The organism is Ruegeria arenilitoris, assembly GCF_013032445.1.
Lineage (GTDB): Bacteria > Pseudomonadota > Alphaproteobacteria > Rhodobacterales > Rhodobacteraceae > Ruegeria > Ruegeria arenilitoris_F.
Map to the genome: position 1 here is coordinate 79866 of NZ_WQCA01000013.1, position 16691 is coordinate 96556.

Annotated in this window: 10 protein-coding genes and 3 pseudogenes; 5 read left to right on the forward strand and 8 right to left on the reverse strand. The window is 54.2% G+C overall.

Annotation, left to right across the window (positions count from 1 at the left end):
* Positions 1-40: 40 nt before the first annotated feature.
* Positions 41-2083, forward strand: coding sequence for an amidohydrolase (locus GOW98_RS19060; protein WP_254438072.1), 2043 nt, complete (start codon positions 41-43; stop codon positions 2081-2083).
* A gap of 203 nt (positions 2084-2286) precedes the next feature.
* On the opposite strand, the gene GOW98_RS19065 is transcribed toward GOW98_RS19060, so the two are convergent.
* A complete protein-coding gene (locus tag GOW98_RS19065) occupies positions 2287-2928 on the reverse strand; it encodes an alpha/beta family hydrolase (protein ID WP_170334946.1) in 642 nt (213 codons plus the stop codon).
* Positions 2929-2964: 36 nt separating this feature from the next.
* Positions 2965-4524: an acetolactate synthase large subunit gene (locus GOW98_RS19070; protein WP_170334948.1), complete on the reverse strand. Its 1560-nt coding sequence runs from the start codon at positions 4522-4524 to the stop codon at positions 2965-2967.
* A 372-nt stretch (positions 4525-4896) separates the two neighbouring features.
* Here GOW98_RS19070 and GOW98_RS19075 point away from each other — a divergent pair, with 372 nt between their 5' ends.
* Complete coding sequence (locus GOW98_RS19075) at positions 4897-5586, forward strand: hypothetical protein (protein WP_170334950.1); 690 nt, start codon at positions 4897-4899, stop codon at positions 5584-5586.
* A 245-nt stretch (positions 5587-5831) separates the two neighbouring features.
* Here GOW98_RS19075 and GOW98_RS19080 read toward each other — a convergent pair whose 3' ends face one another.
* Complete coding sequence (locus GOW98_RS19080; RefSeq protein WP_170334952.1) at positions 5832-6614, reverse strand: lysophospholipid acyltransferase family protein; 783 nt, start codon at positions 6612-6614, stop codon at positions 5832-5834.
* A 213-nt stretch (positions 6615-6827) separates the two neighbouring features.
* A complete protein-coding gene (locus tag GOW98_RS19085) occupies positions 6828-8765 on the reverse strand; it encodes a DUF3604 domain-containing protein (protein ID WP_170334954.1) in 1938 nt (645 codons plus the stop codon).
* A 131-nt stretch (positions 8766-8896) separates the two neighbouring features.
* Between GOW98_RS19085 and GOW98_RS19090 the strand changes: the two are divergent.
* A pseudogene (locus GOW98_RS19090) lies at positions 8897-9604 on the forward strand (IS6 family transposase).
* Positions 9605-9877: 273 nt separating this feature from the next.
* Here the strand turns inward: GOW98_RS19090 and GOW98_RS19095 are convergent.
* The 4 genes and pseudogenes from GOW98_RS19095 to GOW98_RS19110 all read right to left on the reverse strand — a co-directional run.
* Positions 9878-10044: pseudogene (locus tag GOW98_RS19095) on the reverse strand (transposase); the annotation flags it as partial.
* Between the two features lie 111 nt (positions 10045-10155).
* Entirely contained in the window at positions 10156-10833 is a 678-nt protein-coding gene (locus tag GOW98_RS19100; protein WP_170334956.1) for a hypothetical protein, read from the reverse strand.
* 6 nt (positions 10834-10839) lie between these two features.
* On the reverse strand, positions 10840-12240 hold the full coding sequence (locus GOW98_RS19105) for a selenium-binding protein SBP56-related protein (RefSeq protein WP_170334958.1): 1401 nt from the start codon (positions 12238-12240) through the stop codon (positions 10840-10842).
* A gap of 69 nt (positions 12241-12309) precedes the next feature.
* Positions 12310-13107, reverse strand: a complete 798-nt coding sequence (locus GOW98_RS19110; protein WP_254438073.1) for an IclR family transcriptional regulator — start codon at positions 13105-13107, stop codon at positions 12310-12312.
* 764 nt (positions 13108-13871) lie between these two features.
* On the opposite strand from GOW98_RS19110, the gene GOW98_RS19115 reads away from it, so the two are divergent.
* Together GOW98_RS19115 and GOW98_RS19120 are read left to right on the forward strand one after the other, a co-directional pair.
* Positions 13872-15527, forward strand: a complete 1656-nt coding sequence (locus GOW98_RS19115) for a BCCT family transporter (RefSeq protein ID WP_170334960.1) — start codon at positions 13872-13874, stop codon at positions 15525-15527.
* A 109-nt stretch (positions 15528-15636) separates the two neighbouring features.
* Positions 15637-16445: pseudogene (locus tag GOW98_RS19120) on the forward strand (crotonase/enoyl-CoA hydratase family protein).
* Positions 16446-16691 lie beyond the last annotated feature (246 nt).

A 16691-nucleotide genomic window follows, 5' to 3' on the forward strand; every position in this document is an offset into this window, starting at 1 on the left:
GTTTTTCATTGGGCGAACAATAGGTAGCTAGGAGCGTGGAATGCTAAAGACCCATCTTACCCGCCGCGGGATGCTTACCTTGCTCGTTGGCGCTTCATCGTCTGCCATCGCTAGCGCAACCTCCGCTGACACGGCGTTCTCGTTGCAGGACCTTGGAGAGCAGCTTGAAGCTCTACCTGAAATTACCCTCTACACCGCTCGCCGCGTGATTACGATGGAGGGCAATGAGCAAAATATTGACGCGGTGGCTGTTGTTGGTGATCGCGTTTTGGCAGCCGGATCGCGCGACGAAATTGTCGACCGGATTGGCCGGCAACCCTTCCGCGTCGACGAGACCTTTGCCGACAAGGTCGTGATCGCCGGGCTTATTGACCAGCACGTCCATCCTTTTCTTGCCGGTCTAACCCTGACGGCAGAGATCATTGCGATTGAGGACTGGAACCTTCCGACGGGTCTGACGCCGGCAGTGCGGTCGGAGGAAGAGTACCGAGAGCGTCTGGTGGCTGCTGAGGCTGCTTTGGAGGATGCCGAGACGCCGCTTCTCACTTGGGGTTACCATCACTTTTTTCACGGCGACGTACGACGTCAGCAATTGGATGAAGTAAGCACAACGCGCCCTATTATCATCGTCCATCGGTCCGCCCATGAGTTTATCTTTAATACGGCAGCTATGGATCTGCTCGGCATTGACGAGGCCTTTGTTGATAACCTTCAGGGCCTTGCCGCAGAGCAATCAAGTTTCGAAGAAGGCCATTTCTTTGAAGCTGGCATGTTCGCAGTCTTGCCAACCGTCGCTCCGATCCTGGCGACACCAGAGCGCTTGATCGATGGGTTGCGGCTGGCACGTGAGTATATGCATCGCGCAGGCGTAACGGTGGGGTGCGAGCCTGGGGGTGTTTTGTCGCAGCCGCTTCAAGACGCCACGAACTCTGTGTTCTCAGGCTCGGATGTACCGGTCCGTATGTACTTCATAGGCGACGGCAAATCGCTGCACGAGTTGTACTTTGACGACGGCAGGATGATCGAAGAAACGGAGAACCTGCTGACGTGGGGAGAGGGCAAAACGAGCTTCCTTCCACGGCAAGTGAAGCTCTTTGCGGATGGGGCAATCTATAGCCTGCTTATGCAGGTGTCCGAGCCCTACGTGGGCGGCGCCTTCCACGGTGAGTGGATCATGGAACCCGATGTTTTCAACTCAGCGTTCGACGCCTATTGGGAAGCCGGTTACCAAATTCACGTCCATCAAACAGGCGATCTGGCTGTAGACCTGGTTCTCGATGCGGTCGAACGGAACATGCGCCGCATGCCGCGCCCGGATCACCGGACCACACTCGTGCATTTCGGCTATTCGCGGGAGGATCAGGCTGACCGGATCGCTGAGCTTGGCTGCAACGTCAGCGGCAATCCTTACTATGTGACGGCGCTATCGGATCGCTATGGTGATATCGGCCTCGGACCCGAACGCGCCGACGACATCGTGCCGCTTGGCCCGATCAAGGCAAATGGCACCCCGATTTCATTCCATTCTGATGTCCCAATGGCACCAGGCGAACCCCTGTACCTTGTGTGGGCGGGCGTGAACAGAACAACTGTGTCAGGTCGCGTCGCGGGTCCTGATCATCGTCTTTCCGTTGAGGAGGCATTGCGGGCCGTCACCATCGATGCCGCGCAATCCATTCGGCTGGAGGGAGAGATCGGCTCCATCGCGCCAGGCAAATTGGCAAACTTCACGATCCTTGAGGAAGACCCGTTCGAAGTCGCTCCTGACGCGATCAAAGACATCGGCATCTGGGGGACGGTCCTGGAAGGTGATATCTTCCCGGTAACGGACGATTTCAGCCTCGACCGCGCGTCGCTTTTCCCACCAAAGGACGCAATTCAGAGTGTGGGCGCACCGCTCTACGCGCTGGCCGATGTCCCGCGCGTTGCACAACGCGGCGTTCAATCTGGTTGTTCTTGCTGTGCCTCACCGGCCAGCGGCGCCTGCACGCCTTCTGTCGCAGGCCAAGTCTCGACCATTAGTTGCTGCGGAACGAACGCGGTCGGTTGGGCCGTCGTTTCGGAATGGGCGACAAAGGTTTGATTACTTAAACCGAGCACTGGAATGCGTGTGTCCGCTGCGTCCCGCACACCGGACCTAGACACGCCGCGGATGCAATGTCCGCTATGGCGAGGAATGATGCATACGCTATTGCAACCTTTTGCTAAATTCGCGTTGCTGTCTGCAGGGCCGTTTTAAACCCTGTAACACGACAATCCCGGAGCAGGTGGCGCCAAACAGCAGCCCTACAAGTTTATCCTGTCAAGCCAAGCCGAAACCGCTGCGCCCATCGCGTTAATGTGGTCAGCGTGGGTATAACCTGAAACCCGTTTGCGTGGCTTTAAGTCATGATCTCCATCTTCGAACCATTCAATTTGGATTGTAGATGATAGGTTGTACGATCCGACTTCAGCCTTCGTGCCAAACTGGTCCCGCGTTCCCTGACAAATCAGGGTTGGCGTTCGTAGGTTTTGCAGATGCTCGGTGCGCAGCTTCTCGGGTTTGCCGATCGGGTGGAACGGATAGCCCGCACATAGCAAACCAGCGACGCGTTCCGCTTCAAATAGCTCATCCGCAATCATACTGGCCACGCGCCCACCCATTGACTTTCCACCAATGATCAGCCGGCCATCAACTTTCAGCTCTTCGATTGCAGAGAGAAATTCAGAGTTTAGTTTGTCTGCGCGAGGAGGGGGCTTGCGCCTGCCTTCGGTTCGACGCTGCGCCATGTAAGCGAATTCAAATCGAACGATCCTAAGGTTTTGCGCAGCCAGCCCTTCTGCAATCATCGTCATGCCAGGGGCATCCATCGGGGCACCTGCGCCATGGGCAAGCAGGATAGTTGTACTTGCTGCTTTGGGGCCGAGTTCAACGAAGTCGGTGGGCATAGTCTCATCTGCTCTTAAGGTTCTGCGTCAGAATACTCATGCTGGCGGGGGACACACAACTTCGATCAGAGATGGCCCGTCGCTGGAGAGACCGGCGGAGAGCGCCTTTGCAAAGCTGTCCATGTCATTTGCACGCGTCCCAGGAACACCGTGGCCTTTCGCCAGAGATACCCAGTCTAGTGTCGGGTTCTCCACGTCAAACATAGCCTGAGCATTCTGACCATAGCTCGCTACGCCGACGTTTGTAAGTTCATCGCGCAGAATTTGATAACCGCGGTTTGCAAATACGATCACCGTGACGTCGAGATTTTCCCGCGCCATGGTCCACAGTGATTGTAGCGTGTACATGGCCGAACCATCCCCAGTCAGTGCAATGACTTTTCGGTCCGGGCAGGCGGTGGCCGCGCCTGTTGCGCAAGGCAAACACAACCCAATCGCGCCGCCGGTGCCAGCGAGCAGATCATGCGGTCGGGCGGTGGCTGTAGGTGGAATGACGTGAAAACCGGACGTCACGGATTCATTGCAGATGATCGCGTTTTCCGGGATCAGCGCGGCCAACGCCAAACCAACTTTTTCAAGGGTCAACTGCCCGCTGGGAATGTCCGGCAGATCGAGCGGATGGGTTTCTGCCACCGTTTTGCTTGTGACCCCGACCGCGTCTGCGAGCGCTCGCAGCGTCCACTCGATATCATCTGTGGGCATACACAAGTCCGTAATGGGGCAATACGGAGGTTCGGGCACGCTCGGTTTCCCGGGATAGGCAAAAAAGGCGACTGGCCTATCTGTGCCAAGCAGAGTGATCGAAGACGTTGCTTCAAGTTGAGAGATCTTGGGTGATATCGGATAGACCAGTTGGTCTAGCTTTGCTGTTCCTGCGCCTTTAGAAATGCGCGGTATCAGAGTATCGGCCAACAACCGGCATCCCGTCGTGGCGGCAATTTTTCCAGCCAATTCACGCTGCGGTCCAAACAGGGCTGATCCGCCAATCATCAGCGCGACGTTCGGCGTCACAAGACGGGCTGCCGCGGCTTCTATGTCGCCCATTGACGGTCGATGGAGGCTTTCACTGGTGTCCAAACGGTTTGCCGCTGTGTTCGCTTCGTTCCAAGCTGTGTCGGCAGGCAGGACAAGGGTCGCGATCTGGCCGTTTCGCGCGCGGGCTTCTTGAACCGCTGCCGCTCCATCCGTAGCTACGTCGGTGGCATTGGAGGATACTCGCGTCCAATGACTGACTGCTTGGCTGATACCGAGGATGTCTCCCTTCAAAGGGCTTTCGTAGCGCAGATGGTGCGTTGCATGATCGCCCACGATGTTAACGATCCCGGACCCTGCTTTTCGGGCATTGTGCAGATTGGCAAATGCGTTGCCAAATCCTGGTGCAAGATGCAGCAGCGTACCCGCAACATCACGTTTCATGCGAAAATATCCGTCTGCCGCCCCCGTCGTTCCTCCTTCGAACAGGCAAAGAATGCAATTCATCTCCGGGTGTTCATCCAAGGCAGCGACAAAGTGCATTTCAGAGGTGCCGGGATTTGCGAAGACTGTATCCACGCCATTGTTCAAAAGGGTTTTTACGAGTGATTGAGCGCCGTTCATTTTTTCCTTAACCTGATTTCAAGCGGTCATTTGATTGCAATGCTCGCACGAAAAGGCCTTCTTTCTAAACATATTTTCCTTTCAATCTCGACCTTGTGGCACGCAATGGACCGTACGGTCGAAGTCGGGCTGCAAGAAACCATGGGCGGGTCTTGTCAGAAGAACTTGGGTTGAGGCGGGCAGGGGCTTTCTTAGCTTCTACTCATGAAAAGACGATCGCCGTTCACGTATTTCAAAACCAGCCCCAAAATCATCCGAAGAGCGGGTGCATACTAAGCTAACGCGGCAGGAGATTCGCCGAAACCACCTTACTGCCATGCATCGAGCGACTGACGTATCCTTCCAAGTCCTCGTGCTCCGCCCGTGCGAGTGATGATCATTGACCCCAATCTACAAATTCTTCTTTGTAGGGGTCATTATGCTCAAGGGGTTATCATGGCGGTTGAATTAAACTTGCTCGACGCTGCCCGTCTGGATGCCGCATTCAATCTGGCGACACAAGTTTTTACCGAAGCCAGCACTCTCCACCGCGCTTTGAAGATTGGGTTGAATGAGTATCGGGAACACCTTCGCCACCCCTTCGAAATGATGGTGAGTGAAGGCCTGTCTATCGCTGCGACAGACAATCACTCATGTGATCTTGTTGGGTGCCTTATCGTAACGGACTTTTCTAACCAACTTGTCGAAAAAGCTAACCCATCTCAGAAGTTCGCACCTTTGTCTGCCCTAACCAAAGATCTATGCCGCCAATACCAGCGCAAGCGGCTGATCTCTGCCGCGGATGCCATTCTAGTTGATATGGCAGCAGTCTCGAAGGAGGCAGGCGGTGGAGGCATCTACAAGCAGATGCGGGCCGCAGCCGATGGTTTTGCCCGAAGCAGAGGATTTAAGCTGGTAATTGGAGAGCTGTCATCCCCCGTAACTCAGCACGTCGTACTGGAACGTCTTGGCCACAGAAAAATGGCAGAAATCAACTTTGCAGAATTTCAATACGGTAATGAGCGCCCCTTTCACACAATCCAAAAACCGCCAAGCATCATTCTGTCTGAAGGAGACCTTTAAAGGTTCAGGATTAAGCGTACTGCGCTTAACCTTTGAAAGACAGAAGGGCTAGACCTAAGCGCGAATATATAGGCATAATCTTCGCATATTAGTTGTTTGGTGAGGCAATTGGGTTGAACTGCACCCTGGCGTCTCCTTTGTCCGCAAAACAGAAATTCGTCGCGATTTAACGAACGACGGAATCGAGCCCAGAGCGGACCTTCGTCTCGCTGTTGGAATCGCAGGAGCAACGAAGGACCATATTCCTAGCGACACAATCCGGCATCGAAAACGGCCATCATGGCGCTTCGCAGGCGAGCGACATCTTCGTCCACTGAAGCGGAATGATCGCATTTAAATGACGGCAATACCTCGACCCGGATCGTGCCGCTTTTGGGCAAGTGTTTGCCGCGCGGCATGAGTCTGTCGGATGCGTGAATTACGATGGGCCGTATTGTTCGGCCGGTAGTGCGCGCGACTATTACAGCTCCCGCCTTGAACTTGCCGAGGCTTTCTGAGTCAATGCGCGTGCCCTCTGGGAAAAGCACAACAGAACGGCGCGCGGGCATGGCGTGAACGGCAGCAGTTAGTGTTTCGATCGCCACAGGGCCACTTTTCCGGTCGATCTCCACCAGCCCTGCACCCTTGAACCCGTGGCGTAGAAGAACCGCGTCGCAAAGTTCCTTTTTAGCGGCGAAGGTGATCCACTTGGCGTTGGGCACCACGTCCATCAGAGCGAAACCATCCAGGTGGCTTCGGTGGTTAATCACGATGATGCTGTTGGAGTCGGCGGCCAGCACGGCCCTGTCGGCTTGTGTCATCTCTGTTCGGATGCTCAGCAGCCACAGAAGCCGCGAACAGGCACGTTTGACTAGCGGCCAGTACCAGCCGCGAAAACCTCGCCGTTTACCGCAAAGCAAGGGCGCAAAGGCGATGTACAGGAAATAGACGGGACCTAGCAGGAACAACGCGGCGCGTTTTATGACCCGCAGGTGAGCCGGTTCTGTGGTCGCAAGCGCGACCGTTTCCTTTAGAGGCTTGAGTGACATAGGTTCCCGTTGATTGTGCTGACTGCCGGGAGAGGTTCACGAGGTTTCTCCGTCTGGCATTTGCTGCCTGCCCCCTGGGCGCACGGCCCGACAAGCACCCTGCACCCTGCCTCTATGCGGCAATGGCGAGGGCACATCAACAGAAAGCCTGACGTTGGCGATTGGCATCATTAGCTGGTTTGAGCCCATACCGGACCGGCACCGTAAATCGAACTACTGTTGTGGCGAGTACCAAATCGGAGAAGTGTAGGCGCGTTCCTGAGTTGTTAATTGGACACCGTCCGGCATGTCTATTCCGAACTTCACTGCATCATATGCTGTCCAGCGAGGGGTCGGAATTTCTATAACCCGGGCATAATAAAATGCACTTTCCGAAGGATCGAAATCTGGGTCTTCCCACACGGTTCCCAGCTCAGAGGCTCCAATTGTGTTGGTCCAAGATGGGATCGAGAGGTCGACGGTGGTTCCTATGGATGGCAACTTACCAGCGGCATCTGGTTCGCGGGATCCAGACCAGGCCACGTCGTAGACCTTTTCCTTTTGCTTGCCATTTGCATCCAACCAACCCTTTATGATCTGGATGCGATCCAGGTTTGCTCCCATCGGATCACGAAGCGCATATACGAGAAAGGTAGGTGCGCCTACTCCTGCACCAAGATCACCACCCATCGGCACACCTTTGGTGTATCCAACAAGCGCCAAGTCCCGCCGCAATGCATCCTCTTCAGTAAATGAATATCCAGCAAACATACGGACGCGCATTCGGGGACCAGTTGTTGCGTAAGTTTCACGCCGATGCATTGCATCCCAGATGGCTTCGCGGGAATTCTCCCGAGCCCATACTGCTGTTAGACCGCCAGTAATGTATTGCGACGAACGCAGCGCAACAGTCCCGTCAGCATATGTCTTGCTGACATGTTTGCTGCGCTCTTCGCTGGGCTCGTAACCGGTAAACTTTCCGAAGAAATTGTCGTTGTCAGGAGCCGTCAAACCTGTGTGCGTGTCACTAGCCCCCCCCAAGCCAAACTTGAAAGGATTTACCCCCAAAGTTTTTTGTAGGGACAGCCCTCGAAGCAACCCGGATCGCGCATACTCGCCGGGTAACATATCCGGCTCTTTCGGAACCGAAGCATCCAAATTTCCGTAGTCCCACGTTTCGAAGTCAGCAAATTCGTCTTCAGGTGACAAGAAAGGGTGGGCTTCACCATCCCCCTTTATCTGTGTTGGTTCGTACAGCCTTTCCCATTTGTGTCGCGCATCTGCGTAGGCGGGATCTAAAGGTACCCCTTCTGCAAAGTCATCGACTAATGGGAACATCCAGCCGTTCGACAAGTTCCCATTGTGTGGAATAGCAAGCACGCGCCCGCCTGTGGTTTGTTCATAGCTCTCCAACCATTTCCAAAGATCACGAGGGTTAGGTGAGCCCACAGGTGGCGTTGTTGTATAAGGCAGTATCTGTCTTGTAAGCTCAGGGCCGTCGCGAAAGATCACGTTTCGGTGCAAATTGTTGCCTGCAAGGAGAGAGGTCCATTCATAGGCGATAAAGGTGCTGAACACGCCCGGATCATTGTACTCTTCCGCTGCATCGATAATGTCGTCCCAAACACGCGCGTACGCGGGATTGCCTGGTTGATAATTTAACGCTGGCGAAACCTGCCCTTGAGCAAATGCTGCAGTAAGCTCAAGCGCAGCCGCTAAGGCGGATTCCCCGCCTTTGTTGAACTCTTCATGGAAATACCTGCCTTGCTCATCCGCCAATATGTTGGGAGCACCCCCAATGATATCGGTGATGGCACCCATCGCATCCGAGTGATCTGTAATCATGAAGAAGTCGAGCGGCCTCGACAATTTTACAGGTTGCCCCGTGTTCGACACAACTTCTTCGCCACGCGCAAACCGATAGGCTTCACGCGGCATGAGGCGCGTACCGCCTCCACCAGCATCCCCGGAAAGACCAGTATGAACGTGGGTGTCACCGAAATAGACTTGAGTTGGATAAGCGCGTTCGGCGTAAGGTGAATAGGGTCGACCGGAAGGACCGGCAAGGCCTGACGGATTTATTGCATCCTGAGCTAAGATTGGGCTCCCCAGAATGAGAGCTGCTGGTAAAGCATAGCGAAACAATTTTTCCTCCTTAATTGAAGGCACCATAGCACAACTCTGCTCCGGAATTTTTCCAAGTTAGTTCGAAGGTTTGCTAAGTCCGCAGAGCGGTTATTCGCGATGTTATTGTCAGAAGAACTTTGGTTGAGCAGGGTAGGGCGGTTGCGTAGCTTTTGCCTATGACCAGACCTGCCTCTTTCAAATACTTTAAAACCAGTCCCGAGATCATCCGCCTTGCGGTGATGCTTTACATCCGCTTCCCTCTATTGCTTCGGAGTGTCGAAGACCTTCTGCACGAACGGGGGATCGACGTGAGCCACGAGAATGTCCGATATTGGTGGCAAAGGTTCAGTCCGGTGTTTGCTTCTGAAATCCAAAGAAAGCGAGTTCAGCAGTTGCGCGCGTTCTCCAAATGGCAGTGGCACGTGGACGAGGTTTTCGTTAAGGAGAATGACAAGCGGCATTATCTGTGGCGCGCAGTAGATCATGAAGGCGAGGTGCTTGAAACCGTGGTCACTAAACGTCGAAACAAGCCGACGGCATTGAAATTCCTCTGGAAATTGATGAAGCGGCACGGCAAGGCTGAAGAAATACTCACCGATCGCTTCGCTTCTTACAGGGCGGCGCTCAGAGATTTGGGTGCACTCGAGAAATAAAGGACGGGCAGGTGGCTCAATAACCGCGTCGAGAATTCGCATCTTCCTTTCCGACGACGCGAACGCGCCATGCAACGGTTCAGGCACTTGCAAAGTTTACAGAAATTCGCCTCCGTCTACTCCTCTGTCTACAATCACTTCAACCAGGAAAGATCGCTAGCCAACCGAGACACATTGAAGCTGACGCGCACCGCCGCTCTTGCTGAGTGGCGTCAGCTTTGCTCCAGATAGGTTCACGGTTTGCGCAGCAGACTGAGGCTGGTTCGAATTCGTCTGACAGCGCCCATTGGGAAGACTGTGCCTCATTTTCTGTTCTTTTCCGGTGTCCTTACTGTAACACACACATTGGAGACATGTGCCTTGGCACCGCCTTGGTTTGAGACTCTGAACTGATTTGTTGCTTATCTCTTAGACACTTCGAAGATAGCGCAACGAAACAGGAGGGTGGCGCTAAGAACACCGACACGTCAATAGAACGTGCACGCAGCCTGTTGGAGGCTGCTCAGGGCCATGCTCTCGCGGTGCATCGGACCAGCGCAAACCATTGCAGTGAATGAAGATAATCCCGCTCAGCACTCTCTTGTCATCGCCCCGTGGCCTGCCATGCGAACGTGGGAAGTTGGGTAAAGCTTGGCCATCTGCTCGTCAGACAGCCAGAAAAGGTCGCTCATGTCACCGCTCCGTTTTCCGAGCCGTGAAACATCTCGCGCCTTGAAAATCAATGCATCCTGACCCTAGCTTGCCACAGAACCGAGGATTTGACACTGTTGTTTGTAGTTGGATCAATGCCCCGAATAGGCCGACCACATGCCGAACATCCCCACAAGAATCAGGCTGACTGCCCATGCGGTATCGAGGTTGAACCAGCTGCGCGAGATAAATTTCAACCCCAGCCAGTGATACACGATCACCGCACTCAATGACCCCGCCACGGTCATGGCGAGTGTGTGGACAGTGGCAACAGTAAGCGCTGTCAGGATATCGTTGCTCATCAGGCTCTGGGCGGCGGCGTGACCGGATGCGGCGACGTTGCCCGGTTCAAGTAAACCGCAAATGCCCAGATAAATTGGTACCAACATTAGCCCGGCACCATGCGCCATCGCCGCCAGAAACGACCAGAGAGCCAATCTTGCGGGATGTATGCGAGCCAGGATTTTGGGATGTTTGCGATTAATCAGCAGATATACGCCCATCGTGACCACGATCAGACCGGCTCCAAACCGGATTTCGGTTTCACGCTCGACCAGAAATATCATCAGCGAGAACGGCAGCAGAATACCGATCATCGCCAGGAAATGCCCAAGAGCCAGCATTCCCAGTGCTTTGGCCATTGCCCAGGGCCTGCGTTCCATCAATGCGGCGGAAACAGCAAGGGGCCAGCCCATGCCGGGGTTGATGCCGTGATAAAAGCCCGAAAAAATGACGGCCCACCAAAGGGCCGCCAGCGACACGTCCTCCATCAGTGCCTACACAGAGGGGTAGCAGAAACTGTCAGTCGAGCAGTCACCCCCCTCCAGACGAATCTGGTGGGCGCGCGTGCCTTCTGGGAAGTTGACGTAGAAATCCGGGTCCAGCTCAAAGCTTCCATCGTCGCCCACATTGGCCATCACCATCTGGCCGCCTTCCTGATGCGGATAGAACTGATTGTCCCAAGTGGAATAGAGCGAGTTGGTCCAGAAGACGCGTTTGCCATCGCGGCTGATCTCGACCATCTGCGGGCCATAGACGAAATCCTTGCCGTTAGGGTGCTTGGTCTCGCGTGCGATACCGCCCAGCTCGACCTTGCCATTCAGAACCGGATTCAGCGGGTCCGACACGTCATATTGATGCATCTCGCCCAGACCCCAACAGGCCACGTACAGGTATTTGTCGTCTAGGCTCAGGTCAATATCGGTGACCAGAGGCGGCACGGCACTGAACCCTTTCAGTAGTTCGGGCAGATTTTCTGGGTCTTCGGGGCGCGGGTCGATGGTAATGGTCTTTTTTGACTGCCATTTGCCATCATCATCGCGCCACCAAGTAAAGATCGCGCCCTGCAGATTGGTGGTGTCAACGACCACGCCGCAGAACCCGTAGGATTTTGTCGGATCATGGGCCGGACGAATTTCCAGTGCCATCTGATAGTTCTCGCCGAAATCCATCGTCTGGATGTTCTTGCGCGCGCGCAGGTCCCAGAAGTGGATCGAATGGCCGTATTTGTTGCTCAGCAGGTCTTCTGGCACGACGCCGTTTTCGAACTGTGGGGGCAAGCCCCATTCGGAGCTGACCATGTAGTCCTGCGGCAGGTTCCACCAGAAGTCATAGTGTTTGTTCTGTTTGCCGCGATCCATCTCATAGCGCCCGATGATCTCGAAACTTTCGCAATCCATGATGAAGATGCCCGGAGGTCCGTCAGTTCCGTCCGGTCCGGCGCCGCCAAGGGTCGAGACATAGATGCCTTCGGGACCGCAATGGATGGTATGCGGGCGAGAATACCCGGTCTTTGCAAAGACCTCTTCGGGTTCAATGATTTTGTGGATTTTTGATTCTAGCGGTGATTTGACGTCAAAGATGTAGATCCGGCTGGAGCGGATACCCGGAACGATCAAGTAACGTCGTTCCAGAAAGGCGTGACCCGATAGGGGGGACAAAGATGAAGAGCAAGCGTTCCAGCCGAAATGGTGAAACTCATCACCTGTGGTTGGGGTCATGACTGTGTGGACAATCTGTCCGTAAGTATCTGATCCAGCACGCAGGTCGATCACGGCTAAACCATCATGTTGATCGGCATTTTTACCGAGCATAATAGTGAAGGCAAAATTCTCGACCGGCGCTTCCATGGCCAGTTTTGGCGACGCGTGAAACGTCGGATCTGGTCGTAAGTTCATTTTAGTCCTCCCTTTGGTTTTACCCCTCCTCCTTGGGGTACGCCTGCAAGCGTTGCATTGGTGTCTCCTCTACACCTCCCCAACGTTGCAGAGTTGAATGGCGCCGCTGATTTTGGTCGCCAGGTCTTTCAATTGAGTGCCAATTTCTCGCCTATAGTCATTGCCAAAACGTCTGACCGGACCGACGGCTCCGACGCTAAACGAGACGCCAATTTTACCTACCGCAACGGGGGCCGCGACGCTGGAGATGCCGATATCGATTTCCTGATCGCAATCGGCAAAGCCCTGTTTTTGGATCAGGTCGAACTCAGCTACCAAATCCTCGCGCGTGGTTTTGGTATGATCCGTGAACTCCTTAAGCGTACCATTCAGGATCGTTTCCTGAAAGCCCGGTTCGGCGAAGGCAGCGATGGCCTTCGAGCATGAACACGCGTGCAAAGGGCGCTCGCCGAGGCCGGGGTGAACAAAAGCGCGCCCCGGATCTTCAGGTGTCTCGACATGTATGATCTCGATCTTGCTGTCGCGAAACCGCGCAAGAAATGTTGTTTCGTTGAATGTGGTCGCGGCGGACCGAAGAAGCGGGGCCGAAACACGGCGGACATCAATGTCTGAGTTGCCGTGCAAGGCTATCCGGATCAGGCGGTCTCCGATTACGTATTTTCCGTCATTGTTTGGATCCTCGATTAGGCCTTGTTCCAGAAGGGTTTGGAACAGCCTGTAGCAGGTCGGTTTAGGTATGCCGCTGGCAGTCTGCACTTCACCTGCCGAAACGGGGCGTCCGACGACAGCAATGATTTCAAGCAGGTGTATCAGGCGCTGCAGGTGCATCTGGAAGAAATCCTTCCATGATTTGAGACTGACTCTCATTCAACGAGAATCATTCGCTAAAAATCAAGATTTTTTTGTTGGCGCTGAATGTATGCCCGCTTCAACACCGTTTCGTCGTTAGGACCGCCGTTTTGGACTATCTGAGGAGATCAATAGCATGCTGCGCATGTTGAGACATGAGGCGGGGGTTTGTGGATAAGTGGATAAAGATATTGGAAAATATGATGAAAAATCTGTCAAATGCGATTCCTGCGACCCTGCGGTTGCGCGGCCAATATTGAACCATAGTTTGGATTTGCTCCGGCTAACGGGCAAGTTGTTTCATTGAAAAATTCAATCAAGGGCTCAGAATTTTCCACATACTGAAAAGGAAATTACAGATTATATTGAATAAAATTGAGACGCCGGAGTTTGGGAGGCCCTGTTTGTCTAGGAATGCAAAAAAAAATCAATGTATGGTACGGGCCGGCTATCTCTGACTTAGCTTCAGCCATAAATGCGTAGAGCACCTCGGGCTTAAGCTGCAAACCGCATCGGAGAGGGTAACAATAGCGGACCTGATAGTTTTCAAGCGCGTGTTGCGTTCATAGCGTGGCAACCGGGCGCTACTCGCTATCTAAAGTGCTAATTGGGCGATGAAGCAGCCAGGTAAGCCACCTGAAGGAAGTAACCGAAGGTTCTGAAGGCCTCACCCCTTTTTCAAACAACCTGAAACAACGGCAGCTGGCACAAAAGCGTTCTGGCTTCCCATCACCTTTGCTGTGTGAAGGCACATGCAATCGTTTAGACTGGAGGAGAAATACATGTCTAAAGAACCCCCAATGATGGATCTGCCCATCAAGGTTTCGGAGGGCGGATTCTATGACGGCTTTAGCAAAGACGTTACGATCGCTTCGAAGATCCTTGTTGGTGCGTTGATATTCTGGGCCATTGCGTTTCCTGAAAACGCATCGTCGGTGTTGGGCGCGATGAACAGTTTCCTGCTGGCAAACTTCGCATCCTGGTACACTTGGGTAGTCGCCTTCTTCATTCTTGTTTGCGTGATCATGGCATTGATCCCCTCAACTGGCCGGTTGAAGCTGGGTTTGCCGGATGACAAGCCCGAATTCTCAAGCTTTTCGTGGTTCTCGATGATGTTCGGAGCCGGGATCGGCATCGGGATGCTGACATTTGCAACCGCCGAGCCGATTTATCACTTCGCCAAGAACCCCGAGACCATTCAGGGCATCGTCGAAGGCTCGACCGCTGAGAATGTGCGCTATGCCTACAAGTGGTCGTTCCTGCACTGGGGCTTCTCGGCTTGGGCTTGCTATGCGTTGGTCGGCTTGTCGCTGGGGTACTTCTCGTACCGCCGCAATTTGCCTCTGACGATCCGTTCGGGCCTGACGCCTCTGTTCGGCAACCGCCTGTCAGGTGGTCTGGGTCACGCCGTCGATATCGTAGCTGTTGTCGCCACTGTTCTTGGTGTTGCACAGACTCTTGGGTTTGGTGTCGAGCAATTCGTCGCCGGGATTCATCGAATCGGCGTAGGTGACTGGTTGCTGAACGAAGATGGCAAAGCCACTACGGCAGCAATCGTTGTTGCGCTGATGGTCATCATGGGTGCATCGACTCTATCGGCCCTGTCCGGTGTCGGAAAGGGCATCAAATGGCTGTCGAACATCAATATGGGCCTCAGCTTCTTCCTACTGGCGTTTTTCTTGATCTTCGGCTCTGCTATGTTCGGCACTCAGGCACTGTTTATCGGTCTTTACGATTACATCGTTGCTCTGCCGGGTATGCTGTTAAACGTCTGGCGTGCAGATGGCACCGAAACCGGTGATGCGCTGGCAAGCTGGCAAGGTGGTTGGTCGGTGTTCTACTGGGCGTGGTGGATTGCATTTGCCCCGTTTGTCGGCGTGTTTTTGGCACGAGTTTCGCGCGGTCGGACTGTGCGTGAATACGTTCTGGGCGCTATCATCGTTCCGTCGATGATGTGCTTTATCTGGTTCACGCTGGTTGGCGGCACTGCCATCGATCTGACACTGGACGGAACGGCAGGAGACGCCATCACGGGTGCCGGTCAGCAGGCACAGCTGTTTGCGATGCTGGACGTTATCCTTTCGAGCGGTTTCGCTTGGGTCATGGCGGTAATCGTCGTCATTCTGCTGCTGACCTATTTGGTCACGACAGCGGACAGTGCGGTTCTGATTGTGAACACCATCAACTCGGGTGGTGACGAAGGCCCCAAAGGCCGTCCGCACATCCTGTTCTGGGGCGCGGCCCTGGCGCTCGTTGTTGGTGCGTTGCTAATTGTTGGCGGGCTGGGTGCGATCCAAACTGCTATGGTTATCGGTGCATTGCCGTTCAGCCTTGTGATGGCTTTGATGGGCGTTGCCCTGATCAAAGGTATCGTGCGCGACGGTCAGCGTGAGAAACGTGGCGTCAGCAGTGTTCACTCTGTCGAAGCCGCAGAATAAACTAAGAAAACAACGGCGGGCATGGAAAATGCCCGCCGTTATTGTATCCGGGTCGCCAACCGAAAGCCTATTTGGGTACGGCCCTTCTAATTTCAGGAATGAGATTCCCATGCTGACACATGATCAACTGCATAACTTAAAGAATTTGCGGGTCGAGTGCTATGATGACGGGGTCTGGATTGTCCGGTTGAATCGTCCCCACAAGAGAAACGCTTTAGACCTTGCCACGATTGATGAGTTAGTCGACCTTTTCACCAGCGCTCCACGTCTTGGAGCCGCGGCCATTGTCTTGACCGGTGAAGGAAACCATTTCTGCGCGGGCCTCGATCTGGTGAACACCACAAAGAAGACCGCAGTCCTGCGGGTTTCATGCATGTCTGCCTGCGTTGGCACGAGGCGTTCAACAAAATGGAATACGGAGGCGTTCCGATAATCGCCGCCCTGACCGGAGCGGTTGTTGGCGGCGGGTTGGAGCTGGCAAGCGCAGCGCATATTCGGGTGACGGATGCTTCGACTTACTTCGCATTGCCCGAAGGCCAGCGGGGGCTGTTCACCGGTGGCGGTGCAACCAATCGTGTGGCGCATCTGATCGGCAAGGCGCGCATGATCGACATGATGCTGACCGGGCGTGTTTACCAAGGGCAGGAAGCGATTGATATCGGTCTTGCCCAATACAGGGTTGAAGGCTCAAGTTTCGACAAGGCGATGGAGTTGGCTTGTCGTGCCGCCGAAAACCTGCCGCTGACCAACTTCGCCATTTGCTCGGCGATCAGCCACATGCAGAACATGTCGCCCTTGGATGCTGCCTACGCGGAATCCGTGGTTGCCGGTGTGGTAAAAACTCAACCTGATGCACGCGCCCGACTTGAAGCCTTTGGCGGTAAGACCACGGTGCGCATTCGACCAAATTCCGAATGAAGCTGGGCGCCAGTTTGGGTCGGTCGGTTCGGGAGCAATTTGGAGTGAGATTACGCAGGGGTAGTATATTGGAAATTTATTCCTTGGGCTGAGAGATCGGTTGAAGATGAGAGTGGTCGCGCTTGAATTGATCCCGGCAGTTTGTTTCGAGCTTGATAGTAAAGAAAAAATACGAGCTGCGATGACGGTTTGCGTTTAGGATACGGATATCATTGACGGGTTTCATATTAATTTTGTTTATATCAG

What these genes read in the sequence shown, in the direction of transcription:
- GOW98_RS19080 (WP_170334952.1), bottom strand. Translation starts at nt 6,614, where the DNA reads ATGTCACTCAAGCCTCTAAAGGAAACGGTCGCGCTTGCGACCACAGAA.
- GOW98_RS19060 (WP_254438072.1), top strand. Translation starts at nt 41, where the DNA reads ATGCTAAAGACCCATCTTACCCGCCGCGGGATGCTTACCTTGCTCGTT.
- GOW98_RS19075 (WP_170334950.1), top strand. Translation starts at nt 4,897, where the DNA reads ATGATCATTGACCCCAATCTACAAATTCTTCTTTGTAGGGGTCATTAT.
- GOW98_RS19100 (WP_170334956.1), bottom strand. Translation starts at nt 10,833, where the DNA reads ATGGAGGACGTGTCGCTGGCGGCCCTTTGGTGGGCCGTCATTTTTTCG.
- GOW98_RS19110 (WP_254438073.1), bottom strand. Translation starts at nt 13,107, where the DNA reads ATGAGAGTCAGTCTCAAATCATGGAAGGATTTCTTCCAGATGCACCTG.
- GOW98_RS19105 (WP_170334958.1), bottom strand. Translation starts at nt 12,240, where the DNA reads ATGAACTTACGACCAGATCCGACGTTTCACGCGTCGCCAAAACTGGCC.
- GOW98_RS19065 (WP_170334946.1), bottom strand. Translation starts at nt 2,928, where the DNA reads ATGCCCACCGACTTCGTTGAACTCGGCCCCAAAGCAGCAAGTACAACT.
- GOW98_RS19115 (WP_170334960.1), top strand. Translation starts at nt 13,872, where the DNA reads ATGTCTAAAGAACCCCCAATGATGGATCTGCCCATCAAGGTTTCGGAG.
- GOW98_RS19085 (WP_170334954.1), bottom strand. Translation starts at nt 8,765, where the DNA reads ATGGTGCCTTCAATTAAGGAGGAAAAATTGTTTCGCTATGCTTTACCA.
- GOW98_RS19070 (WP_170334948.1), bottom strand. Translation starts at nt 4,524, where the DNA reads ATGAACGGCGCTCAATCACTCGTAAAAACCCTTTTGAACAATGGCGTG.